This is a genomic window from Spirillospora sp. CA-142024, from assembly GCF_050942325.1.
Taxonomy (GTDB): Bacteria; Actinomycetota; Actinomycetes; order Streptosporangiales; family Streptosporangiaceae; genus Spirillospora.
In genome coordinates this window covers 8207673-8231685 of the sequence record NZ_CP192077.1, presented here as the reverse complement: position 1 = coordinate 8231685, position 24013 = coordinate 8207673, and the positions used below count along the sequence as shown (strand labels likewise).

General features: G+C 70.8%; 16 protein-coding genes. 10 read left to right on the top strand and 6 right to left on the bottom strand.

Annotated elements, in window-relative coordinates:
- The first annotated feature begins 85 nt into the window (after positions 1-85).
- The 3 genes from guaB (at position 86) to glpD (ending at position 4674) form a co-directional block, all read left to right on the top strand.
- Positions 86-1582 (top strand): IMP dehydrogenase, encoded by a 1497-nt coding sequence (guaB, locus tag ACQPZP_RS38805; protein ID WP_433479747.1) that lies wholly within the window; start codon positions 86-88, stop codon positions 1580-1582.
- A 138-nt stretch (positions 1583-1720) separates the two neighbouring features.
- Positions 1721-2836, top strand: coding sequence for a GuaB3 family IMP dehydrogenase-related protein (locus ACQPZP_RS38800; protein ID WP_433479746.1), 1116 nt, complete (start codon positions 1721-1723; stop codon positions 2834-2836).
- A gap of 98 nt (positions 2837-2934) precedes the next feature.
- The gene (glpD, locus tag ACQPZP_RS38795; protein ID WP_433474630.1) at positions 2935-4674 is read left to right on the top strand and encodes a glycerol-3-phosphate dehydrogenase; all 1740 of its coding nucleotides are present in this window, start codon (positions 2935-2937) and stop codon (positions 4672-4674) included.
- A 27-nt stretch (positions 4675-4701) separates the two neighbouring features.
- Here the strand turns inward: glpD and ACQPZP_RS38790 are convergent, their stop codons facing one another.
- Positions 4702-5394: a TetR/AcrR family transcriptional regulator gene (locus ACQPZP_RS38790; protein ID WP_433474629.1), complete on the bottom strand. Its 693-nt coding sequence runs from the start codon at positions 5392-5394 to the stop codon at positions 4702-4704.
- Between the two features lie 287 nt (positions 5395-5681).
- On the opposite strand from ACQPZP_RS38790, the gene ACQPZP_RS38785 reads away from it, so the two are divergent.
- The 3 genes from ACQPZP_RS38785 to ACQPZP_RS38775 are packed head-to-tail and all read left to right on the top strand — an operon-like array spanning position 5682 to position 9453.
- Positions 5682-7262: a succinic semialdehyde dehydrogenase gene (locus tag ACQPZP_RS38785; protein WP_433474628.1), complete on the top strand. Its 1581-nt coding sequence runs from the start codon at positions 5682-5684 to the stop codon at positions 7260-7262.
- Positions 7263-7271: 9 nt separating this feature from the next.
- Positions 7272-9023: an FAD-dependent oxidoreductase gene (locus ACQPZP_RS38780; RefSeq protein WP_433474627.1), complete on the top strand. Its 1752-nt coding sequence runs from the start codon at positions 7272-7274 to the stop codon at positions 9021-9023.
- Positions 9024-9039: 16 nt separating this feature from the next.
- Positions 9040-9453 (top strand): hypothetical protein, encoded by a 414-nt coding sequence (locus ACQPZP_RS38775; RefSeq protein WP_433474626.1) that lies wholly within the window; start codon positions 9040-9042, stop codon positions 9451-9453.
- A 60-nt stretch (positions 9454-9513) separates the two neighbouring features.
- On the opposite strand, the gene ACQPZP_RS38770 is transcribed toward ACQPZP_RS38775, so the two are convergent.
- Positions 9514-10407 carry a zinc metalloprotease gene (locus ACQPZP_RS38770; protein ID WP_433474625.1) on the bottom strand — a complete coding sequence of 298 codons (894 nt, stop codon included), beginning with the start codon at positions 10405-10407 and terminating at the stop codon, positions 9514-9516.
- 170 nt (positions 10408-10577) lie between these two features.
- On the opposite strand from ACQPZP_RS38770, the gene ACQPZP_RS38765 reads away from it, so the two are divergent.
- The gene (locus tag ACQPZP_RS38765; protein ID WP_433474624.1) at positions 10578-11297 is read left to right on the top strand and encodes a DNA alkylation repair protein; all 720 of its coding nucleotides are present in this window, start codon (positions 10578-10580) and stop codon (positions 11295-11297) included.
- Here the strand turns inward: ACQPZP_RS38765 and ACQPZP_RS38760 are convergent.
- The gene (locus ACQPZP_RS38760) at positions 11294-12232 is read right to left on the bottom strand and encodes a zinc metalloprotease (RefSeq protein ID WP_433474623.1); all 939 of its coding nucleotides are present in this window, start codon (positions 12230-12232) and stop codon (positions 11294-11296) included. The genes ACQPZP_RS38765 and ACQPZP_RS38760 overlap by 4 nt on opposite strands.
- Positions 12233-12456: 224 nt before the next feature.
- Here ACQPZP_RS38760 and guaA point away from each other — a divergent pair, with 224 nt between their 5' ends.
- The gene (gene guaA / locus ACQPZP_RS38755) at positions 12457-14049 is read left to right on the top strand and encodes a glutamine-hydrolyzing GMP synthase (RefSeq protein WP_433474622.1); all 1593 of its coding nucleotides are present in this window, start codon (positions 12457-12459) and stop codon (positions 14047-14049) included.
- A 12-nt stretch (positions 14050-14061) separates the two neighbouring features.
- On the opposite strand, the gene ACQPZP_RS38750 is transcribed toward guaA, so the two are convergent.
- A complete protein-coding gene (locus tag ACQPZP_RS38750) occupies positions 14062-15222 on the bottom strand; it encodes an MFS transporter (RefSeq protein WP_433474621.1) in 1161 nt (386 codons plus the stop codon).
- A gap of 195 nt (positions 15223-15417) precedes the next feature.
- Between ACQPZP_RS38750 and ACQPZP_RS38745 the strand changes: the two genes are divergently transcribed.
- Positions 15418-18861, top strand: coding sequence for a bifunctional glycosyltransferase/CDP-glycerol:glycerophosphate glycerophosphotransferase (locus ACQPZP_RS38745; RefSeq protein WP_433474620.1), 3444 nt, complete (start codon positions 15418-15420; stop codon positions 18859-18861).
- Between the two features lie 28 nt (positions 18862-18889).
- Entirely contained in the window at positions 18890-22408 is a 3519-nt protein-coding gene (locus ACQPZP_RS38740) for a bifunctional glycosyltransferase/CDP-glycerol:glycerophosphate glycerophosphotransferase (RefSeq protein ID WP_433474619.1), read from the top strand.
- A gap of 10 nt (positions 22409-22418) precedes the next feature.
- On the opposite strand, the gene ACQPZP_RS38735 is transcribed toward ACQPZP_RS38740, so the two are convergent.
- Both ACQPZP_RS38735 and ACQPZP_RS38730 read right to left on the bottom strand, forming a co-directional pair.
- Positions 22419-23120 (bottom strand): class I SAM-dependent methyltransferase, encoded by a 702-nt coding sequence (locus ACQPZP_RS38735; protein ID WP_433474618.1) that lies wholly within the window; start codon positions 23118-23120, stop codon positions 22419-22421.
- Between the two features lie 92 nt (positions 23121-23212).
- Positions 23213-23971 (bottom strand): SRPBCC family protein, encoded by a 759-nt coding sequence (locus ACQPZP_RS38730; protein WP_433474617.1) that lies wholly within the window; start codon positions 23969-23971, stop codon positions 23213-23215.
- Between the last annotated feature and the right edge of the window lie 42 nt (positions 23972-24013).

Genomic DNA, 24013 nt, shown 5'->3' with positions numbered 1-24013 from the left:
GTCCGGCCGTGGGCCCAGCCCCTACCATGGGAACAGGGTCCACGTGACCTGGCCCGATGCCCGCCACCACCACGGGAAGGTTGTCATGATCCCCGCCGCCGAGCCCGACAAGTTCCTTCCGCAGGGCCTGACCTTCGACGACGTGCTCCTGCTGCCGGGCTACTCCGACCTGCAGCCCGGCGAGGCCGACACCACGACCCGGCTCACCCGCGACATCTCGCTGCGGATCCCGCTCGTCTCGGCGGCGATGGACACCGTCACCGAGTCCCGGACGGCGATCGCGATGGCGCGGCAGGGCGGCATCGGCGTCCTGCACCGCAACATGTCGATCGAGGAGCAGGCCGAGGAGGCCGATCGGGTCAAGCGGTCCGAGTCCGGGATGATCACCAACCCGGTCACCTGCCTCCCGGACGCGACCCTCGCCGACGTCGAGGAGCTCTGCGCCCGCTACCGCATCTCGGGCGTGCCGGTCACCGACGTGCGGGGCGTGCTGGTCGGCATCGTGACGAACCGCGACATGCGCTTCGAGTCGGACCTGACCCGTCCGGTGCGCGAGGTCATGACGCCGATGCCCCTGATCACCGCGCCGGTGGGCGTGTCGCGGGACGACGCGTTCCGGCTGCTGGCGGGCAACAAGGTGGAGAAGCTCCCGATCGTGGACGCCGACGGCCGGCTCAACGGCCTGATCACCACCAAGGACTTCACCAAGAGCGAGCAGTACCCCGACTCCACCAAGGACGCGGACGGCCGGCTGCTCGTCGCCGCGGCCGTCGGCGTCGGCGACGACGCCATCCGCCGCGCCCGGGCCCTCATCGAGGCCGGCACCGACGTGATCATCGTGGACACGGCGCACGGGCACTCCAAGGGCGTGGCCGACACGATCGCCGCGGTCAAGGGGAACTCGTCCGTCCAGGTCGTCGGCGGCAACGTCGCCACCTACGCGGGCGCGAAGGTCCTGGTGGACGCCGGCGCCGACGCGATCAAGGTCGGCGTCGGACCGGGCTCGATCTGCACCACCCGCATCGTCGCCGGCGTCGGCGTCCCGCAGATCACCGCGATCTTCGAGTCGGCGCGCGCGGCGAAGGAGGCCGGGGTCCCGGTGATCGGGGACGGCGGCCTGCAGTACTCCGGCGACATCGCCAAGGCCCTGGTCGCGGGTGCCGACACGGTGATGCTCGGCAGCCTCCTCGCCGGCATCGAGGAGTCCCCGGGCGAGCTGATCTTCGTCCACGGCAAGCAGTACAAGTCGTACCGCGGCATGGGCTCGCTCGGCGCGATGCGCAACCGCGAGCGCGGTGCCTCCTTCTCCAAGGACCGCTACGCGCAGGCCGACGTCACCGCCGAGGAGAAGCTGATCCCCGAGGGCGTCGAGGGCCAGGTCCCCTACCGCGGTCCGCTCGCCAACGTCGCGCACCAGCTCGTCGGCGGTCTGCACCAGTCCATGTGGTACGCGGGCACCCGCACCATTCCCGAGCTGCAGGAACGCGGCCAGCTCATGCGCATCAGCGCCGCCGGCCTCCGCGAAAGCCACCCGCACGACATCCAGATGACGGTCGAGGCCCCCAACTACCAGGGCCGCTGACCGCCGCCCTCTCCCGTCGCGCCGGTCGTGCCGCCGCGGGTCACGTCCCCGTGGGGGCTGACGTAAGCTCTTCGGGGCTTGTTACCGCCGCCTGCGGGAACACCGATCACGTGGAAGAAGGGCGCAGTGGCTGCTGAGGTGGAGATCGGCCGTGGCAAGAGCGGCCGCCGGGCGTACGCCTTCGACGACATCGGCATCGTGCCGTCCCGCCGGACGCGCGATCCCGAGGAGGTCAGCGTCGCCTGGCAGATCGACGCCTACCGTTTCGAGATGCCGCTGGTCGTCGCCCCGATGGACAGCGTCGTCAGCCCCGCCACCGCGATCGCCGTCGGACGGCTCGGCGGCCTCGCCGTCCTCGACCTCGAAGGGCTGTGGACGCGGTACGAGAACCCCGAGCCGCTGCTCGCCGAGATCGCCTCGCTGGACGACGTCCGCGCCACCCAGCGGCTCCAGGAGATCTACTCCGAGCCGATCAGGGAGGAGCTGATCGGCCGCCGGATCGAGGAGGTCCGCGAGGCGGGGGTGACGGTCGCGGCGGCGCTGTCGCCGCAGCGCACCGCCCAGTTCCACAAGGCCGTCATCGACGCGGGCGTCGACCTGTTCGTGATCCGCGGGACGACCGTTTCGGCCGAGCACGTGTCGGGACGGGCCGAGCCGCTGAACCTCAAGCAGTTCATCTACGACCTCGACGTCCCCGTCATCGTCGGCGGCTGCTCCACCTACACGGCCGCGCTGCACCTGATGCGCACCGGGGCGGCCGGCGTGCTGGTCGGGTTCGGCGGCGGCTCCGGGCACACGACCCGGACCGTCCTCGGCGTGGCGGTGCCGATGGCCACCGCGGTCGCGGACGTCGCCGCCGCCCGCCGCGACTACATGGACGAGTCCGGCGGCCGCTACGTGCATGTGATCGCCGACGGCGGCATGGTGAACAGCGGCGACATCGCCAAGGCGTTCGCCTGCGGGTCCGACGCCGTGATGGTCGGCTCCCCGTTCGCCCGTTCCACCGAGGCGCCCGGGCGCGGCTACCACTGGGGCAGCGAGGCGCACCACGGCGATGTTCCGCGCGGCACCCGCCTGGAGCTCGGGACGATCGGGACGATGGAGCAGATCCTGCACGGGCCGTCCCATGTCGCGGACGGCTCCATGAACCTCATCGGGGCGCTGCGCCGCGCGATGGCGACCTCCGGCTACACGGAGTTGAAGGAGTTCCAGCGGGTACAGGTCGTGGTGGCCCCCCGCCGGTCCACCGACTGAGAGCGAACCCACTACGAATCGGTCGTTTCCAGGGTGGACCCGTCCCTACTCTTGGGTAGGAACCGTTCGGAAACCGAACCGCTGTGGGGGGATGCGCGATGACGGGATCACCGGTGACCGGCCTTGGAAGCTCCCGGCTGGGTCCGGCGGAGCGAGCGGTGGCGCTCGACCGCATGGCCCGCGAGGAGTTCGACGTGGTCGTCGTCGGCGGCGGCATCGTGGGCGCCGGGGCGGCGCTCGACGCGGCCACCCGGGGACTGTCGGTCGCGGTGGTCGAGGCGCGCGACTTCGCGTCGGGGACGTCGTCCCGCTCGTCCAAGCTGATCCACGGCGGGCTGCGGTACCTGGAGCAGTACAACTTCGACCTGGTCCGGGAGGCGCTGACCGAACGGAGCCTGCTGCTGCAGCAGATCGCGCCGCACCTGGTGCGGCCCGTCCCGTTCCTGCTGCCGACGACGCACCACGTGTGGGAGCGCGCGTACTTCGGCGCCGGCGTGGCGCTCTACGACCTGCTCTCGCTCCAGATGGGGAGCACCCGGGGCGTCCCGCACCACCGGCACCTGACCCGGCGCGGCGCGCTGCGGCTCGCGCCGTCCCTCCGCAAGGACTCCTTCACCGGCGCGATCCAGTACTGGGACGCGCAGGTCGACGACGCCCGGTACGTCATGACGGTGCTGCGGACGGCCGCGGAGTACGGAGCCCAGATCGCGTCCCGCACCCAGTGCCTCGGCTTCCTGCGCGAGGGCGAGCGGGTCACCGGGCTGCGCATCCGCGACCTGGAGGGCAACACGACCAGCGAGGTCCGCGCGAAGCAGGTCGTCAACGCCACCGGCGTGTGGACGGACGACATCCAGGAACTCGTCGGCGGACGCGGGCAGATCCACGTGAAGGCGTCCAAGGGCATCCACCTCGTCGTGCCGAAGGACCGCATCCACTCCTCGACCGGGATCATCCTGCGCACCGAGAAGTCGGTGCTGTTCGTCATCCCGTGGGGACGCCATTGGATCATCGGGACGACCGACACCGCCTGGGATCTCGACAGGGCCCACCCGGCGGCGTCCAAGGCCGACATCGACTACATCCTGGATCACGTCAACGCCGTCCTCAACACCCCGCTCACCCACGACGACGTGGAGGGCGTCTACGCGGGCCTGCGCCCGCTGCTCACCGGCGAGACCGAGGAGACCTCCAAGCTCTCCCGTGAGCACGTCGTCGCGCACCCCGTTCCGGGCCTGGTCCTGGTGGCGGGCGGCAAGTACACCACGTACCGCGTGATGGCCAAGGACGCCATCGACGCCGTCGCCCACGGCCTCGACGGCAAGGTCGCGGAATCGTGCACCGACCGCATCCCGCTCGTCGGCGGCGACGGCTTCCAGGCGATGTGGAACGCCCGCCACCGCCTCGCCGCCCGCTCCGGCCTGCACGTCGCCCGCATCGAGCACCTCCTCCGCCGCTACGGGACGCTCCTGGACGACCTGCTCGAACTGGTCTCCGACAAGCCCGACCTCGCCAAGCCGCTGGGCGGCGCCGACGACTACCTCCGCGCCGAGGTCGTCTACGCCGCCACCCACGAGGGTGCCCGTCACCTCAACGACGTCCTCGCCCGCCGCACCCGCATCTCCATCGAGACGTGGGACCGCGGCGTCGGGGTCGCCCAGGAGGCCGCCGACCTTCTCGCCCCCGTCCTCGGCTGGTCCAAGAAGCAGCGCGACCGCGAGATCGAGTACTACCGCAAGCGCGTCGAGGCCGAACGCGCCTCCCAGACCCAGGAAGACGACCAGGAGGCCGACGCCCACCGCCGGGGCGCCCCGGACATCGTCCCCACCGCCACTCCGTAACGCCGCCGGCCCCGCCTCGGGGCGGGGTCAGGGTTCGCGGCGTCGCATCAGGGTCTTGCCGGTTCTGTAGAGGTCGGCGGGGACTCGGGCGGGGTCCAGGAGGTGCTGGAAGGCGACGCCGAAGTCGAGGGCCATGGTGAGGGTGGCCCGGTCGCCGGGTGCCAGCCCGTCGGGTGCCGGGTCGCCGGGTGCCGGGTCGTCGTCGGCGGGTTCGAGTTCGCCGGCGAGCTGGGCGCGGCGCTCGGCGTACCAGTCGGCGATGCGCCAGCCCGCGGCGTAGTCGCGCATGCCGTAGAGCCAGAACTCGACGAGGAGGAGGGTGAGCCGGCGGGGGCCGTCGTCGGCGTCGTGGCGTGCGGACGAGCGGCCGGCCGGATCGGCGTCCTGCGCGGCGGCGTGGAGTTCCTCGCAGACGTCGGTCCGGGTGAGGTCGCCGGTGATGCGTTCCATCAGGGCGAGCAGCAGATCGGTTTTGCCGGCGAAGTTGGAGTAGACCGCGCCCTTGGTGAGGCCGGCGGCCGCGGCGATGTCGTCGAGTGAGGCGCCGTGGATGCCGCGGTCGGCCCAGAGGCGCGCGGCGGCGGTGAGCAGGGCGGTGCGGGTCTGCTCGCGCCTGTCCCGGCGCGGCCGGGGGCTGCCGTCTGGCGGCCGCGGGGGACGAAGGCCGCTCGTCCCGTCCGGGCCGCCCTCGGTCCGCTCGCCGCCGTGGGCGTCCGTCATGTGGTGTTCCCCTCCGTGTGCGGCGGCGCGCGGCCCCGGCTCCGGGCGCGCGGCAGCGGACGCCCGGGCGGCGGTCGCGCGCCGAGATTCTCTCTCTGCTCTTCGGGATACACCGCCCGGACATGGTCATTCCGCGAGTTGCGCAACTCCGCCTGGCTTGGAACGGTCCCTTCGGGATGCGTCGTCAATGCGGGCCGGAGATTACGGATCCAGGTGGGGCATATCACTGCAAGTAGCGCGTTACTTGCGGGTAGCCAAGGGTGGGCGGGTGGTCATACCCTGCCTGCATGGCATCCCCGACCGTCCCTGCCAAAGGCGCGGCAGAGCAGAAGCTCCCCCAGACCCTGATCGACCGGCTGGTCTCCCATGTCGCCTCGGACGGCGCCGAGACCGCGACGATCCCCGGCCCGTTCACCGGTGAGCCCCTCGCGACCGTCCCGCTCGCCGGCGCGGACGATGTCCGCGCCGCCTACGAGCGTGCCCGGAGGGCGCAGCGGGCCTGGGCGGCGCTGCCCGCGGGCGAGCGGGTCAAGCCGTTCCTGCGGCTGCCGGACGCCCTGGTCGACCGGCGCGAGGAGATCCTCGACATCATCCAGCTGGAGACGGGCAAGGCGCGCCGCCACGCGATGGAGGAGTTCCTCGACGTGGCGCTGTGCTCGCTCCACTACGCGCGGCGGGCCCCGAAGCTGCTGAAGCCGCGGCGCCGCCAGGGGATGATGCCGGGCCTGACACGCGTCCAGGAGCTGCGGCACCCGAAGGGCGTCGTCGCGCTGATCGCACCGTGGAACTATCCGTTCGCGCTCGGCGCCAGCGACATCGCGCCGGCGCTGATGGCGGGCAACGCGGTGATCCACAAGCCGGACACCCAGACGTGCCTGTCCAGCCTGTGGATCCTGGATCTGCTGATCTCTCTCGGGCTGCCGCGCGACCTGTGGCAGATCGTCGTCGGCGAGCCGTCCGAGATCGGCGACCCGCTGGTCGATGACGCCGACTACGTCTCGTTCACCGGGTCGACGCGCGGCGGGCGGGCCATCGCCGAGAGGGTCGCGCCGCGGCTGGTCGCCTACTCGCTGGAGCTGGGCGGCAAGAACCCGATGATCGTCATGCCGGACGCCGACGTCGAGCGCACCGCGCGCGGCGCCGTCCGCGCGTGCTTCACCAATGCCGGGCAGCTGTGCATCTCGATCGAGCGGCTGTACGTGCACGAGGACATCTACGACAGGTTCGTCCCGCGGTTCGCCGAGCTGGTCGAGGGCATGAAGCTCGGCGCCGGCCTCGACTTCGGCGCCGACATGGGCTCGCTGACCTTCGAACGCCAGCTGGACGCGGTGACACGGCACGTCGACCAGGCGGTCGAGAAGGGCGCGACCGTCCTCGCCGGAGGCAAGGCCCGTCCCGACATCGGCCCGCTGTTCTACGAGCCGACCATCCTCGCCGACGTCAACGGTGACATGGACCTGTGCGCGAACGAGACGTTCGGCCCCGTCGTCGCGGTCTACAAGTACCGGGACGAGGACGAGGTCGTCGCCCGCGCCAACGACACGTCCTACGGGCTGAACGCGTCGGTGTGGACGAAGAACCCCGCGCGGGGCCGCCGTCTCGCCGCCCGCATCCAGGCGGGGACGGTGAACGTCAACGACGGGTACGGCGCGGCGTACGCCTCGTACGACGCCCCGATGGGCGGGATGAAGCAGTCCGGTGTGGGACGCCGTCACGGGTCCGAGGGCCTGCTGAAGTTCACCGAGGCGCAGACGGTCGCGAGTCAGCACTTCATGGACCTGGAGCCCCCGGGTGCCATCGGCTACGACAAGTTCGCCGACTACATGGCGACCGGCGTGAAGCTCATGAAGAAGCTGCGGATCAAGTAGGGAACGCCTGTGAAGCATGACTTCGACGTGCTCGTCGTCGGGTCGGGGTTCGGCGGCAGCGTCTCGGCGCTCCGGCTGACCGAGAAGGGGTACAGGGTCGGGGTGATCGAGGCGGGCCGCCGCTTCGACACGAACCCGTCCGGTGCGCCGGGGTCTCGGTATCCGGAGCTGCCGAAGACGAACTGGCGCATCGCGCGCTACCTCTGGGCGCCGGCACTGGGTCTGACCGGCATCCAGCGGATGCATCTCATCCGCGGCGCGAAGTCGAGCCGTGTGATGGTGCTGGCGGGCGCGGGGGTCGGCGGCGGTTCGCTCAACTACGCCAACACCCTGTACGTCCCGCCGGAGCCGTTCTTCAAGGACCGGCAGTGGGCGCACATCACCGACTGGCAGGACGAGCTGGCGCCCCACTACGAGCAGGCGAAACGCATGCTGGGCGTCGTGCGGAACCCCACGACGACCGCGGCCGACGAGGTCATGAAGAAGGTCGCCGGCCGGATGGGCAAGGGCGACACGTACGTCCGGACACCCGTCGGCGTCTACTTCGGGCGCGGCGCCGGGATAGAGAGCGCCGACCCCTACTTCGGCGGGGCGGGCCCCCGCCGGCGCGGCTGCCTGGAGTGCGGCGAGTGCATGGTGGGCTGCCGCCACGGCGCGAAGAACATGCTCACGGAGAACTACCTGTACCTGGCCGAGAAGGCGGGCGCCCGGGTGATGCCGCTCAGCCGTGTCACCTCGGTGCGGCCCCTGCCCGGCGGCGGGTACGAGGTCGCGATCGTGCGGACCGGCTCGTTCGGCCGGAACCGCAGGACGTTCACGGCCGGGCAGGTGGTCTTCGCCGCCGGCACCTACGGCACGCAGAAGCTCCTGCACAAGCTCAGGTCGACCGGCCTGCTGCCGCGGCTGTCCGACCGGCTCGGCGCCCTGACCCGCACCAACTCCGAGGCGATCCTCGGCGGCGGCCGGCGAGGCGGCAGGCCGGGGCCGGACTTCTCCGCGGGCGTCGCGATCACCTCCTCGTTCCATCCGGCGCCGGACACGCACGTCGAACCCGTCCGGTACGGCCGGGGCTCGAACCTGCTCGCCGGCCTGCAGACCCTCCTGGTGGACGGCGACCGCCCCGGCGAGCCGCACACGCCCCGCATCCTGAAGTTCGCCCGCGCGGCGGTGCGCCGCCCGCGCGATCTCCTTCAGCTCCTCGATGTCCGGCACTGGTCGGAGCGGACGGTCATCGCGCTGGTCATGCAGACCCGCGACAACTCGATCACGCTGCGCCCGAAGCGGGGCCCGTTCGGCTGGGACGTCCGCGCGTCCGCCGGGCACGGCGAGCCGAACCCGACCTGGATCCCCGAGGGGCACGAGGCGACGCGGCTGATCGCCGAGGAGATCGGCGGCATTCCCGGCGGCGCCTGGGGCGACCTGTTCGACGTCCCGATGACCGCGCACTTCCTCGGCGGCTGCGCCATCGGCGACTCCGCCGAGTCGGGGGTGATCGACGCCTACCACCGCGTCTACGGGCACCCCGGCCTGCACATCGTGGACGGCTCGGCGGTCTCCGCCAACCTCGGCGTCAACCCGTCCCTCACCATCACCGCCCAGGCGGAACGCGCGATGTCGTTCTGGCCGAACCGCGCGGAGGACGACCCGCGCCCCGCTCTGGGCGATCCCTACCGCCGCCTCGCGCCCGTCCCGCCGAAGAACCCGATCGTCCCGGCCGACGCGCCCGCCGCCCTGCGTTTGCCCATCGTCGACATCACGTAACGCTTAGTGTTCGTCCATGCGCAAACCGATCCCCCTGATCGTGGCGTTGAGCGTGCCTCTGGCCCTCGCGCTGCCCGCACAGTCCGCAAAGGCCGACGAGCGTCCGCAGGTGCTTCCGATGAGTGCGAAGCTGCGAGACCGGCTGGCCCGGCTCTACGAGCGTGAACACAATCCCGGGCACTATCGGCGGCTCGTCGTGGAGGCGCGGGGCGCGCACTACGGACGGGTCGGACGGCACTACTACGCCGTGCTCGCCCTCTGGTACCGGGACAGCCCGGCCAAGAACACCGACGCCGGAACCGCGTTCACGAAGCACGCCCCCAAAGGCCGCTGGAAGGTCTCCATGGCGGACGGCGCGTACGACCCCTGCGCGCGTCCTGCGCCGAAGGCGCTGATGCGGGCCTGGCACATGAAGGTGGCCGACTGCTGATCCCCGTAGCGCCCGGCGCCGGGACGGTTCATTCCGCTCCGGCGCCGGGCGTGCGACTTGTCAGGCGCGGTAGGCGGCCCATTGGGACTGCATGCGCTGGGCCTGGCCCGGCGTGAACTCGTACATGCACGAGTCGTAGCTGTAGTCCATGAAGTTGTGGATCGGGTCGGCTCCCGGCGCGGAGCAGGTGTCACGGCCGGTCGGGCAGCCCGAGGCCGGGCTCTGCTCGGCCGGCGTGTCCGAGACCCTGTCGCCCTGGCCGCTGCAGCCGCCCTGGAAGGTGTGGTACAGGCCCATCCAGTGGCCCACTTCGTGGGTTCCGGTGTCGCCCTCGTTGTAGTTGCCGAGTGAGCCGCCCGGCAGGCTCTGGTAGTGGATGACGACGCCGTCCATCGCCGGCTGGGAGCGGTAGTCGCTCGGGAACGTGGCCCAGCCGAGGAGGCTGCTGCCGAGGTCGGCCGTGTAGAAGTTGAGGTCCTGCGCGTTCCCGGCGTGCAGGGCGGTCTTCATCTGGCGCTCGTTGCCCTCCGGGTCGGAGAACCATGCCGCGTTCTGTGTCCGCTTGATCTCAGCGAGCGTGAACGTGACGCCGCTGTCCGCGTAGGCGTCGTTGAGGACGTCGAGTTGCTTGTTCAAGGTCGCGTCGGACACGTTGCCCGCACTGCCGTAGACGACCTGGAAGTGCACGCGGACGGTCATGGCCGCCGCGGGCTTCACCTTCTTGAGCTTGCCCAGGCGGTCGTGGAAGTCCTTCTCCATCGCGGCGACCTTGGCCGCCCCGGGCTGGTTCCGTTCGGTGGCGTGGGCTCCGGCACGGACGCGGGCCTGCGCGGGCTGGTCGGCGCACTTGGTGGACGGGGCGGCGGGGGCGGCGAGGGTGGCGGGGGCGGCGGGCGCGTACGCCGTGAGGGCGGCGGCCAGGCCGAGCGCAGCGGCGATTCCGGCGCGTTTCATGGAACTCCTCGGGGGTGCGGCGCGAGCGGGGGAGCGCGCGCTGGGGGAGCGGAGTCATCGCTGGAACCAGGGTGGATGCGAACAAACGTCACGTCTTTGGCAAACCTGGACGAACAAGGGCATGCAACGCTGAATACGGCGCCGTAGCGCGACCGCGTAGCGTGTCCCGCATGGACGTGGAGGGTGAGGCCGCGCGGGTCCTGGCGGAGCTCCGGGCGCAGGCGGATCCGGTGCGCGCGGAGTACGAGAAGCGCTACCTGAAGAGCGATTTCGTCCACATTGGCGTGACCGTCCCAGCGTTGCGCAAGGTCGCGCTGTCGACGGTCAAGGCCAAACCCGCAAGGGACGAACTGCTCGCCCTCGCCGAGACGTTCTGGGGAGTGACCGACGAAGGCCGTCCCGTACACGAGGCTCGTATGGCGGCGATAGAGGTCCTCGCGAAGCGAGTCGCATTGCTGGAGCCGCGCGACATGGGGCTTGCCGAGCGATTCATACGCGACTCGGCAAGCTGGGTGTACGTCGACCATCTTGCGGAGAAGTCCGTCGGCGCACTGGTCGTCCGGTACCCGGACCTGGCGACGACCCTCGACGCATGGGTCGCCGACCCCTACATGTGGATACGGCGTGCGGCGGTTCTCGCGCTGCTGCCGGGCGTCCGGACGGGAAACCCGGATCTCGGCAGGATCGACCGTTACGGGGACGCGCTCATAGCCGAACGCGAGTTCTTCATCCGCAAGGCTCTCGGATGGGTCCTTCGTGAGCTGTCCAAGAAAGACCCCGCGTGGGTGGCCGCATGGGTCGAACCCCGTGTCGGCACCATCTCGGGCGTGACGCTACGCGAAGCCGTGCGTCACCTGCCGCCCGCCGAGGTGGCGCGGATCAGAGCCTAGGCTCGGTACGCCCTCCACACCGTGTGGATACGGGCGCCCTGCCCGGCGGTGAACGACGTCATGCATGTGTCGTAGCTGTAGTCCATGTAGTTGTGCACCGGGTCGTACCCAGGAGAGGTGCACGTGTCCTTGCCGGACGGGCACCCGTTCGTGGGGTCGCGCTCGGCCGGAGTGTCCGAGACCCGGTCGCCCTGGGCGCTGCAGCCGTCCTGGAACGTGTGGTACAGCCCGAGCCAGTGCCCAACCTCGTGCGTCGCGCTGAACCCCTTGTTGAAATGATCGATGGAACCGCCCGGCATGCTGGCGTAGTGGATGGTCACACCGTCCATCTTGGGGTCGGACCTGTACTTCCAGGGGAACGTCGACCAGCCGAGCAGATCCCCGCCGATGTAGGCGCTGTAGAGGTTCAGTGTGCCCTTCCCGCCCACGTGCAGCCTCGGCTTGAACGTCCCCTCGTAGCGTTCCGGGTCGCTGAACCAGGCCGCGTTGTTGGAACGGCTCACAGCCTTGAGCCTGAAGGAGACACCCGTGTTCGCCCCGCCGTTCCGGCCGCCATAGGACGCGTTCAACGTGCTGATCTGGCGCAGGACCTCCCCGGTGGACACGTTGCCCCTCGCGCCGTCGTGAATCACATGGAAGTAGACCGGAATGCTGATCTGAGTCGCCCTGCGCAGGCCGGCGCCGTTCTTCGAGCCGTCCGCCCTGTAGGTCGTGCCCAGGTCCAGACCGGCCAAGATTCGGTTGAGGCGCTGCTCCACGGAGGCGGCCTGCGCCGGGGTCAGATCGTTGCGTTCCCGGCCGTGAGCGCCCGTCCTCAACCGCGCCTCAGGGTGCGCGCAGTCGTCCAGGCGTCCATTCCGGGCGCCCAAGGACGGCCCGGACGGCGCGGCGGGAACGAGGGCGGCGAGCAGGGCGGCGGCGGCGAGCAGCTTCACGGCACTCCTAGGGAGGTCGCTTGCGGACGGGAAGCGGGCGAATACAGGGCGTCATCCACAGGTATCAGAGCGAAGACCTGCCGCGAGTGTGATCAAGGTAAATGGATGCCGACCGTTATAGGGCGATCGCGCCATGTGATGCGCATGGCCGGGGCCGCGCGTATCGGCGCAGGCAGCGGCCCTTAGACTGGGAGGCCCTTCCGGCCGTGCGAAAGGCGTAGTTGGTGGCCGCAGACCAGTCCTTTGACACCGTCCTCGTCGTCGACTTCGGCGCGCAGTACGCGCAGCTGATAGCGCGGCGGGTCCGCGAATGCCATGTGTTCAGCGAGATCGTGCCGTCCACCATGCCGGCGGCGGAGATGCTCGCCAGGCGGCCGAAGGCGATCATCCTGTCGGGCGGCCCCGCGTCGGTGTACGAGAAGGGCGCCCCCGCCGCGCCAGAGGGGCTGTTCGACATCGGCGTCCCCACCCTGGGGATCTGCTACGGCCACCAGGTGATGGCCCAGGCCCTCGGCGGGACGGTCGAGAACTCCGATGTCGCCGAGTACGGCGGCGCGACCGTGGCCGTCACGTCGCCAGGGATGCTGTTCGCGGGGCTCCCGCACGAGCAGGCCGTGTGGATGTCCCACCGCGACTTCGTCAGCAGCGCCCCTGCCGGGTTCACGGTGACGGCGAGCACGGACGTCACGCCGGTCGCCGGCATGGAGGACCTGGAGCGCGGCTTCTTCGGCGTCCAGTTCCACCCCGAGGTGCTGCACACCGAGAACGGCATGGAGATCCTGAGGCGGTTCCTGTACGAGGGTGCCGGCTGCCGTCCGAGCTGGACGATGGTGAACATCGCGGACGAGTCGATCGAGGCCGTCCGGCAGCAGGTGGGGGAGAAGCGGGCGATCTGCGCCCTCTCCGGCGGCGTGGACTCGGCGGTCGCCGCCGCGCTCGTCCAGCGGGCCATCGGGGACCAGCTGACCTGCGTGTTCGTCGACCACGGCCTGCTGCGCAAGGGCGAGCCCGAGCAGGTCGAGAAGGACTTCGTCGCCGTCACCGGCGTGAACCTGCACGTCGTGAACGCCCAGGAGCGCTTCCTCGCCGCCCTCGACGGCGTCACCGACCCCGAGGAGAAGCGCAAGATCATCGGCCGCGAGTTCATCCGGGTGTTCGAGGAGGCGGCCCGCGAGATCGTCAAGGGCGGAGCGCGCCAGGACGGCCGGGCGGACGCGGCGGAACCGGTCGAGTTCCTCGTCCAGGGAACGCTCTACCCGGACGTCGTCGAATCGGGCGGCGGTACCGGCGCGGCCAACATCAAGTCGCACCACAACGTCGGCGGCCTCCCCGAAGACCTCCAGTTCAAGCTGGTCGAGCCGCTGCGGACCCTGTTCAAGGACGAGGTCCGCGCGCTCGGCGAGCAGCTCGGCCTGCCACCCGAGATCGTCTGGCGCCAGCCCTTCCCGGGCCCGGGCCTCGGCATCCGCATCATCGGCGCCGTCACGCGCGACCGCCTGGACGTCCTCAGGGACGCCGACGCCATCGCCCGCGAGGAACTGACCCGCGCCGGCCTCGACCGCGACATCTGGCAGTTCCCGGTGGTGCTGCTCGCCGACGTCCGGTCCGTTGGCGTCCAGGGCGACAGCCGGACGTACGGGCACCCGATCGTCCTGCGCCCGGTGACCAGCGAGGACGCGATGACGGCCGACTGGGCGAAGCTCCCGTACGACGTCCTGCAGCGGATCTCCACCCGCATCACCAACGAGGTCCGCGAGATCAACCGGGTCACGGTCGACATCACGTCCAAGCCCCCGGGCACCATCGAGTGGGAGTGACCCCACGGGGGTTCAGGCGCGCCGGGCGGTGATGAGCGGCACGGTGAGGCACGCGGCGGCCAGGAGCATGGCGGACGCGATCGTGAGGGCGGCGGTGTAGCCGTGTACGGCGACCGCGGCGTCCGACGCCCGCGGATGGGACGCCAGATAGGTCGCGCCGGCCGCGAGGGTGTTGAGCAGCGCCGTGCCGAGGGCGGCGCCCAACTGCTGGGCGGCGTTGTAGGCGGCCGAGGCGGCCCCGATGTCGTGCCCGCGCATCCCCTCGGTGGCCGAGGCGGCGGTCGGCGGCATCACGCAGCCGAGACCGAGCCCGGTCAGCACCAGCGCGGGAAGCAGGTGGCGGACGAAGACGTCCGCGCCGTCGGCGGTGAGCCGGGTGAGGATCAGCATCCCGGCGGCCGCCGCCAGCAGCCCCGGCACGACCAGAACCACGGACGGGACGCGGCCATGCGCCTTCCCCGCGATGAGCATGGCCCCGCACAGCGCCGCCAGTGCGTTCACGATCAGGGCCAGGCCCGCCTGGACGGGCGAGTACCCCAGCACGGTCTGCAGGTAGTAGCTCATGAACAGGTAGAAGCCGAACATCGCCACGAACATCAGCGTGATGGCGAGGAACGCCCCCGCACGGACGCGATGCATCAGCACCCGCGCCGGCAGCAGCGGATCGGGCGCGCGGACCTCGACGACGGCGAACGCGGCCAGTAGCAGCACTCTGCCGGTCAGCAGCGCCGCCACTTCGGCCGAGCCCCACCCGAGCGGCTCGGCCCGATTGAACCCGTACACCAGGGCGGCGAATCCCGAGAGGCTGAGCAGCGCACCGGCGACGTCGAACCGTCCGCGGCGCCGCATGGGCCGGTCGCGAGGCACCGCCCCTGCGCCGAGAACGGCGAGCAGCGCGACGGGCACGTTGATGTAGAGGCACCATCGCCAGCCGGCGTACTCGGTCAGCAGGCCACCGGCGATCAGCCCGGCCGCCGAGCCCGCGGCGCAGACAGCCGCGAACACGCCGAACGCCCGGCCGCGTTCGCGGGGCTCCGTGAACGTGGTCGCCAGCAGCGACAGGCCGGCGGGGGCCAGCACGGCGGCGAACGCCCCCTGCACGGCCCGCGCCCCGAACAGCGTTTCCGCGTTGACCGCCGCCCCGCCCAGCGCGGACGAGGCGGCGAACCCCACCAGTCGTCCTGGACGAAGCAGCCGCTGCCCCTCAAACGGCGGTCGAACCCCGCAGCCGAGGGGGCGACCTTAACGTGCTGGTCAATGGCGGCCAGGTGAGGTCAAGTCTGCGTCAGGGCACGGCCTTGCAATCGCGATGCGTGTTCGTACGGTGGCGCAACGTCACCATGCTCTGTGGGGCGAGGAGGAGGCCCCATGTCCCCGAAGCTCAGCGTCGTCGTGCCGTTCCACAACACCGAGGAGTACTTCCGGGAGTGCCTGGAGTCGCTGGCCGATCAGACACTGCGCGACCTTGAGGTGATCCTGGTGGACGACGGGTCCACCGACAACGGTGCCGTCATCGCCAAGGACATGTGCGCCCGCGACCCCCGGTTCCGCCTGGTCACGCGTGAGAACGAGGGCCCAGGGCCCGCCCGCAACGCCGGTGTGCTGCAGGCGAAGGGCGAGTTCCTGGCGTTCGCGGACGCCGACGACGTGGTGGAGCGCGAAGCCTATGCGCGGATGGTCCGGTCCCTTGAACGGACCGGGTCCGACATCGCGTCCGGGAACGTGCAGCGGATGGACGAAGACCGGACCTGGCAGTCGCACCTGCACGACGGTGTCTTCACGGAGTCCTGTGCGAGGACGCATGTGTCGTCCAAACCGATGCTCATGCGCGACCGGACACCGTGGAACAAGGTGTACCGGCGTGAGTTCTGGGACCGGATCGGCCTGGAGTTCCCCGCGGGCTTCTACGAGGACCCTCCGGTCACGGCGCGCGCGCACGCGCTGGCCCGTTCCGTGGACGTCCTGAGTGAGACCGTCTACTTCTGGCGCAAGCGGCCGGGGTCCATCACAGAGGACCGCTACGACTGGGACAACATCCGCCAGCGGATGCGGTCGGCGCGGGTCGTCCGGGACGGCCTGGCCGACTACGGCCCGCAACTCCTCAACGCGTACGACGAGCACGTCCTCGTCCCGATCGAACTCCGTGTCCTGTTCGCGGCCCTCCCCAGGACGGAGGACGAGAACCGCGAGGAACTCGTCGCCATGGGCGCGGTACTGGCCCGGCACATCAGCCCGCGCGTCCTGAAGCGCCAGCCCGCGATGACGCGCCTGCAACTGCACCTGCTGTGCAGGCGGATGGTGCCGGAACTGCTGGAGGTGCTGCGGTTCGTCCAGCTCCGCAAGGTGGCCGACGCGCCGAGGGTGCGGCGCGGGCTGCGGCATCGCTGGTACGCGGAGTTCCCGTTCTTCGAGGACGAGGAGCGGGCCGTCCCGTCGCACGTGTACGACGTGACCGACGAACTGAAGCCGGTGGCGGCGATCGACCGGGCCGGCTGGGTGGACGGGCGGCTCCGCATCGAGGGCCACGCCTACATCCGGCATCTGGACTCCTCCACCGAGGACGGCTCCCGCATCCGGCTCTGGCTGGTCGCGGCGAACAAGCGGGGCCTCATGCGCGTCCCGGTCACGCGGGTCCGCAGGCCGGACGTGACCGCCCGGTCGCGGCAGTCGACGGTCTCCTATGACTGGTCGGGGTTCGTCGCGGAGATCGACCCGTCCACGCTGAGGATGTTCGGACGCTGGCGGGACGTCGACTGGGTCCCGTGCGTGGAGATCGTCAACCGGGGGCTGCGGCGGCGCTCGACGTTCGCGAACCCGCGGCTCACCGGGCGGCAGTGGCCGGACGACCGCGAGTGCGCCCCGGGCGTGCTCGTCCAGGGCGTCGCGGGCAAACACCGGTTCGTGGTGCAGGTGCGGCGCACGCCGGCGGCGGTCACCGGCTGTCACCTGGAGGGCGGCGAGCTGTGGCTGGACGGCTGGAGCCTCGCCCCGCTCGGGGACGAGCCGCGCGTCACCGCAACCCCGAAGGTGGGGCGGGCCACGGTGGTCGGCCCCGTCGAACTCACCGGCGGCGACGGCTTCAGGGCGCGGCTGCCGGTCGCCGGGCTGGCCAGGAGGCAGGGCGACTGGGAGATCAGCCTGCCGGGCGGGATCCGCCCGTACTTGGACGAGGACCCGGCGGGCACTGCCTTCCCGATACCGGGCGGGGAACTGGAACTCGCCAGGACACGGCGCAGCACGCTCCGGATCGTCGCCCGTGGCCGCGTTCTCGCCGTCGACGAGGTGTCGTGGTCGTCCGAAGGGGCCCTCCGCCTGGCAGGTACGTGCACCGACCGGGTCGGACGGCCGGATTCGCTGATGCTCAGGCGGCGGCGGTCGTCCGAGGAGCACATCGTCACGCTCCATTGGGAAGGTGAGCGCTTCACTGCGAAGTTCTCACCCGCGCGTATGCCGGTCCTCGGTCTGTCCCGTCCTCTTGTCGCCGGCCGTTGGGACGTCCTCGCCTCCGTTGGCGGACAGGAACAACCGGTCGTCATCAGGCGCCACACTCTCCGCGACATGCCCGAGCCATTCGAAGCGGGCTTGCACAGGATCACCGTCCGCGCGCACAAGACCGACCTGTTGCAGCTTCGGATAGAGACGGCCCTGGACGACGACGAGCGCGGGGCCTATGCGCAGAGCCGGATACGGTCCGGGCACTACCGGCGCCACCTCAACCTGCCCGTCCGCGAACTGGCGCTCTTCGACGCGTACCGGGGACGCCAGTACTCGTGCAACCCGCGCGGCATATACGACGAGCTTCGACGGCGCGAAACCGACCTGGAATGTGTGTGGGTCACCGAGAACGGCCAGTTCGGCAGGCCGGCGGGTGCGCGGACCGTCCTGTCCGGCACGCGGGAGCACTACGAGGCACTCGCCCGCGCGCGCTACATCTTCGGCAACTGGTCGCAGCAGGAATGGTTCTGCAAGCGCGAGGACCAGACCTACGTCCAGTGCTGGCACGGGACGCCGTTGAAGAAGCTCGGATACGACGTCAAGCAGATGCCCTTCAAGCGGACCGAGGGCGTGGACTGGATGCAGTACGACGTCCCCCAGTGGGACCTCCTGCTCGCCCAGAACACCTTCTCCGTCCCGCTGTTCCGGCGTGCGTTCGGCTACGCGGGGGACGTCCTGGAGAGCGGCTATCCCCGCAACGACGTTCTGAGCAGCCCGCACAGGGAGGAGATCGCCGGGGCCGTGCGGCGGCGGCTCGGCATACCGGACGGCAAGCGGGTCGTGCTGTACGCGCCGACGTGGCGGGACGATTTCCACCACGCGATCGGCAAGCGCGCGTTCCGCCTCGAATTCGAGCTGGACCGTTTCAGGGCGGCGCTGGGCCGCGACCACGTCCTGCTTCTGCGGACGCACTACCTCGTCACGGACCGGCCGCGGCTGCGCCCGGGCGACTGCGTCATGGACGTGTCCGTCTACCCCGACATCTCCGAACTGTTCCTCATCAGCGACGTGCTCGTCACGGACTACTCGTCGTCCATGTTCGACTTCGCAGTCACCGGCCGGCCGATGGTGTTCTTCACCTACGACCTGGAGCGCTACCGCGACCACGTGCGCGGTTTCTACTTCGACTTCGACGCGGAGGCCCCTGGGCCGCTGCTGGGCACCACGCAGGAGGTCGTCGAGGCCCTGCGCGAGCCGGACGCGCTGGACGCCGGGTTCCGGGACGCCCGCGCCGCCTTCGCCGCCCGGTACTGCCCGCACGACGACGGCCACGCCGCCTCCCGCGTGCTCGACCGGGTCCTCGACCAGGCCCGTTAACACCCCGAACCCCATCACGGAGCTGCTCGTGTCCCCGCTGATAAGCATCGTCGTCCCTTTCCGCAACACCGCCGGCCGGCTGCCGGAGTGCCTGGAGTCGCTCGCCGGGCAGACCCTGCGCGACATCGAAGTGCTCATGGTGGACGACGCGTCGGACGACGGCGGAACGGTCGTCGCCAAGGACTTCGCGGGGCGGGACGACCGCTTCACGCTCGTGCAACCCGGTCCCGGCGCGGCCGCCGCCGACGTGGGCGTCGAGCAGGCGGCGGGCCGCTATCTCGCCTTCGCCGACGGTGAGGACGCACTGCCGCCCTACGCCTGCGAACTGATGGTCGGCACGCTGGATTCGACGGGATCGGACCTCGCCGGCGGAAACGTCATGTGCCTGGACGGCGAACGGGTATGGCAGTCGCCGCTCCACAGCGACCCCTACGCGGAGACCATGAAGGCGACGCACGTGACCCGCCACCCGGCCCTCCTGCAAGACAGGACGGTGTGGAACAAGGTCTACCGGCGCTCGTTCTGGGACGCGCACCGCTTCGAGCTTGGGGTCGGCCAAGACGCGCTCATCGCCGTGCAGACCCAGATACTGGCCTCCGCCGTCGACGTGCTGGACGCGACCGTCTACTTCTGGCGGGACCGTCCGGGGACGGCCACGCGCACACGTCCCGAACCGGCCGACATCACCGAACGGTTCGCGACCCTGGCGAACGTGCGGGGCTTCATCCGTGAGCATGTGCCGGACCTCCTGGAGGTCTACGACATGCACGCGCTGGACCTCGACGTGCGCGAGCTCATGCTCGCCTTGCCCGGAGCCACCTGGGAGGAGCGTGAACGTCTGGTCGAACTCGGCGCGGAGGTCGCCGCCGACGCCGGACGTCCGGCCTTCGCCGGCCTTGAGGCGATCAGGCGGCTGGAAACGTACCTGCTCGGTGAGCGCATGCTCTCGGAACTGCTGGAGGTGCTCCGTTTCGAGGAGGACGGGCTGCAGGACGTCGCTCTCGTTCCCCGGGGCCGTCTCCGCCAGCGCTGGTACGCCCGCTACCCCTACTTCGACGACGCGGCCCGGGACATTCCCGAGGACATGTACGACGTCACCGACGAGCTCGCCCTGTGGGCGGACGTCGACAGTGTCCACTGGGACGTCGACACCCTCATCGTCGAAGGGCACGCCCACTTCGACCGGTTGGACGTGTCGTCGGCGACGGACTCGCGGATCCGGGTCTGGATGAGCGACGTGCGGACCGGCAAGGAGATCCGGCTGCCGGTGGAGCGGACGTGCGTTCCGGAGGTCACCGCCCGGTCCGGCCAGGCGAACGTCTCCTACGACTGGTCGGGTTTCACCGTCCGCGTGGAGCCCGAGTACCTGCTGGACGGCGACGAATGGCGGACGGCCACCTACGAGGTGTTCGCCGAGGTCACGACGGCCGGGCGCAAGGCGGTCCAGCGGTTGACCGCGATGTCTCCGGCCGTGCGGTGGACGGCGGCGCGGCAGGTGGACGAGCACGTGGCCGTCCAGCCGGCGGCCGGCGACGACGACGTCTTCGTCGTCCACGTCAAGCGGGCCAAGGCCGTCCTCACCAGGATCCGCCGTGACGGGGACACGCTGGTGCTGGACGGATGGACGCGACGCGCACTCGGGGCGGGGGCCGCCATGGTCGCGGCACGCCGGCATGGGGGAGTCGAGGTCAGGGGCGAGGTGACAGTGCGCCAGTCCGCCGTTCTGCGGATGGCGGAGGGCACCGGGTTCGACTTCACGGCGAAGCTGCCGCTGGAGTACCTCATCTCCGTCCCGGAGGGCGGAACCTACGGCACGCATCTGCGGGACGCCGTCGACTGGGACATCCGGCTCACGGGCGAGGGCGGCCCGCTGAGGCTCACGGTCGCGAGCAATGTGAAGGCCGCCCGGCACGCCCTCCCGACCACGGGCGGACGCGGCCGGGAGTTCGCCCTCACGCGCACCGCGTTCGGGAACCTGCGCGCCGTCGAGCGGGGTTTCCGCCCGGTCGTCACGGGCGCCGAGTGGGGCGCGAACGGGCTCCTGACGCTCAGCGGGGACTTCGCCGCGCCGGAAGACCGTCCCGACCGCTTCGTTCTACGGCGGCGCCGGTCGGGCGACGAGCACCACATCCCCGTCACCTGGGAGGAACACCGCTTCACCGCCACGTTCACGCCCGCGACGATGGCCGTCTTCGGGACGGACCTGCCGCTGAGCAGCGGAACCTGGGACCTGCTGGCGCGCGCGCGTGACGGAGAGGTGGCGGTCGTCGTTGAACGTGAGGCAGTCCCCAGCCTCCCCGGCCGGCAGCGTGTCGGAACGCACGAATTCGAGATCGGCGTTCACCAGATCGACGCGCTGACACTGCACAGCCGCCCCGCCCTGGAGGACGACGAGCGCGGTGGGCACGCACAGGTGCTTCTCCAACGGCGGGACTACCCCGTCTACCTGCGGAGCCCTCTCGCGGACATCGCCGTGTTCTCCAGCCACAACGGATCCCAGTACAGCTGCAGCCCCAGGGCGATCTACGAGGAACTCACCCGTCGCGGAACCGATCTGGAATGCGTCTGGGTGTCCCAGGACGGCCAGTTCGCGGTCGATGGGAAGGCTCAGACCGTCCTGGCCGGAAGCCGCGAACACTATCGCCACCTCGCGCGCGCCCGGTACGTCGTCACCAACCACGGGCTGCCGCCCTGGTACATCAAGCGGGAGGAGCAGACCTACGTCCAGACCTGGCACGGAACCCCGCTGAAGCGTCTCGGCCACGACCTGAGGGACATGCCGTACCGGCACACCGAGCGGCTCGACTGGATGGAACGGGAAGTGGCCCGATGGGACCTCCTGCTTTCCTCCAGCCCGTACGCCACGCAGGTCATGAAGCGGGCGTTCCGGTACGACGGTGAGGTCCTGGAGACGGGGTATCCGCGCAACGACGTCCTCAGCACGCCCGAGTGGGAGCGCATCGGGACCCGCATCCGCAAGGGCCTGGGAATCCCGCACGGCAAGAAGGTCGTCCTCTATGCGCCGACATGGCGGGACGACCGGCACCATGCTGAAGGCAGGCGCGGGTTCTCCCTGGAACTGGACATGGAGATCATGCGCCAGGCCCTAGGCGATGACCACGTCCTGCTACTGCGGACCCATCACCTCATCACCGATCGCGATCCTCTCGTCACGGACGGAGGCTTCGTCATCGACGTTTCCCGGTACCCGGACATCGCCGACCTCTACATGGCGTCCGACGTGCTCGTCACCGACTACTCGTCCGCCATGTTCGACTACGCGATCCTGGGTCGGCCCATCGTCCTCTACACCTATGACCTGGACTGGTACCGCGACCACCTGCGCGGCTTCTATTTCGACCTGGAGGCGGAAGCGCCCGGGCCGCTCGTGAAGACGTCCGCGGAGGTCGCCGACGCGGTCAAGGCCGCCCCAGGCAGCGAACAGGGTTTCGCCGACGCCTACGACCGGTTCTTCGTGAAGTACTGCCCGCATGACGACGGCCAGGCGGCGTCCAGGGTCGTCGACCGCGTCTTCGGCGAGGCGTGAGTCCCGCCGCTCAACCCGGGCGGCGGGCCCGTGCGAACAGCCACACGCCCGGCCACGAGCAGACCGGCAGGCGCCGCTCCAGCACGGCGGACAGCCGCAGGGCCTCGTTGACGAGCGGATGCAGCGGAGCCAGATCCTCGCGCCGCGCCGTCCGGTTCCTGAGAAGCCGCAAGAGCGGACGGTGCAGGACGCCCCGGCTCCACACGCGCTCCAGCACGAGCTCCGCGCCCTCCAGCAGATCGACCAGCGCACGGTGGGTATAGCGGCGGACCCGTCCGAGCGCCACATCGTGCGCCGACCACAGGGCCATGTCGCACGGCACGGACACCAGCGCCGTCCCACCCGGCCGCAGGACGCGCGCGATCTCGGCGACCGCCCGCGCGTCGTCCTCCACATGCGCCAGGACGTCCAGCGCCAGCGCCAGGTCGTACTCGCCGGGCGGAAGCGGCAGGTACCGCGCGTCACCCTCGTACGCCTCCACGCCGTGGGCGCGGGCCAGGGCCACGGCGGCCGGGCTCAGGTCGATCGCGGTGGCGCGCCAGCCGTGCTCGGCCAGCACGCGGCAGCCGGCACCCGACGCGGCGCCGATGTCGACGGCCGTCCCGGGCACGCTGAACCGCAGCAGCTCGGCGGACAGGATCTCGCGGCGTTCGCGGTACCACCAGTTGTCGTTCTCGATCCGGGCGATCCGCCGGAGCTCGATGGTGTCCACGGGACAAGCCGACGGCATCGGCGGTGGCGCGTTCCATCACCGCCGCCGCCCGCGCACGGATCGTTGACCCCGGTTTGACCCCGGGGCGGCCGTCAGCGCCTCTTGCGGCGGCGCACCAGGAAGCGGACGGCCATCAGGAGGGCGACCAGGCCGCCGACCGCGGGGACCGCGCGCTTGGCGATCGACGGCCCCGCGACCTCCAGCAGGTCGATCGCGTCGTCCTCCTTCGCCACGTGCAGCGGCGGCCGGGCCGGCTCCGCCTTCACCGGTCCGGGCTTGTCAGCGGGCTCCTCGGGCGTCGCCGCCGCCACCCCGGTCTCGGCCTCCCCTTCCGGCTTCGCGGCCTCAGCCGGGCTCTCAGGCGCCGCGGCGGGGGCCTGCGCGGGCGCGGCGGGCGCCGCCTCGCCGGGCGACTCCAGCTCGGCGGCCAGCGCCTTGGCGAACCTCTCGATGATCTTGGAGCCGACCTCGGACAGGATGTTGCGGCCGAACTGCGCCGGACGCCCCGTCACGTTCAGCTTGGTGTGGACGGTCACGCGCGTCGTGCCGTCCTCCGGGTGCAGCGTCGCCTGGACGGTGGCCGCCGCCGTCCCCGACCCGCGGGCCTCCTTGCCGGACGCCTCCATCGTCACGACGCGGGACGACTCGTCCGCCGAGACGATCCGCGCGGTGCCGCGATAGGTGATGGTCATCGCGCCGACCTTCACCTTCATCCGGCCGGAGTACTCCTCGCCCTCGACCCCGTCGAGCGTCGCGCCCGGCATGCACGCCGCGACGCGCTCCACGTCGAGCAGCACCGACCATGCCTGATCCACCGGTACGGGGACGGTGAAATCGTGGTCGAGTTCCATGATCAATGTCCTTATCGTCCGGAGACCTTGCCGCGACCCTAC

Coding starts and splice junctions, on each gene's coding strand:
- guaB (WP_433479747.1), top strand. CDS start 86: ATGATCCCCGCCGCCGAGCCCGACAAGTTCCTTCCGCAGGGCCTGACC.
- glpD (WP_433474630.1), top strand. CDS start 2,935: ATGACGGGATCACCGGTGACCGGCCTTGGAAGCTCCCGGCTGGGTCCG.
- ACQPZP_RS38790 (WP_433474629.1), bottom strand. CDS start 5,394: ATGACGGACGCCCACGGCGGCGAGCGGACCGAGGGCGGCCCGGACGGG.
- ACQPZP_RS38785 (WP_433474628.1), top strand. CDS start 5,682: ATGGCATCCCCGACCGTCCCTGCCAAAGGCGCGGCAGAGCAGAAGCTC.
- ACQPZP_RS38775 (WP_433474626.1), top strand. CDS start 9,040: ATGCGCAAACCGATCCCCCTGATCGTGGCGTTGAGCGTGCCTCTGGCC.
- ACQPZP_RS38770 (WP_433474625.1), bottom strand. CDS start 10,407: ATGAAACGCGCCGGAATCGCCGCTGCGCTCGGCCTGGCCGCCGCCCTC.
- ACQPZP_RS38765 (WP_433474624.1), top strand. CDS start 10,578: ATGGACGTGGAGGGTGAGGCCGCGCGGGTCCTGGCGGAGCTCCGGGCG.
- ACQPZP_RS38745 (WP_433474620.1), top strand. CDS start 15,418: ATGTCCCCGAAGCTCAGCGTCGTCGTGCCGTTCCACAACACCGAGGAG.
- ACQPZP_RS38730 (WP_433474617.1), bottom strand. CDS start 23,971: ATGGAACTCGACCACGATTTCACCGTCCCCGTACCGGTGGATCAGGCA.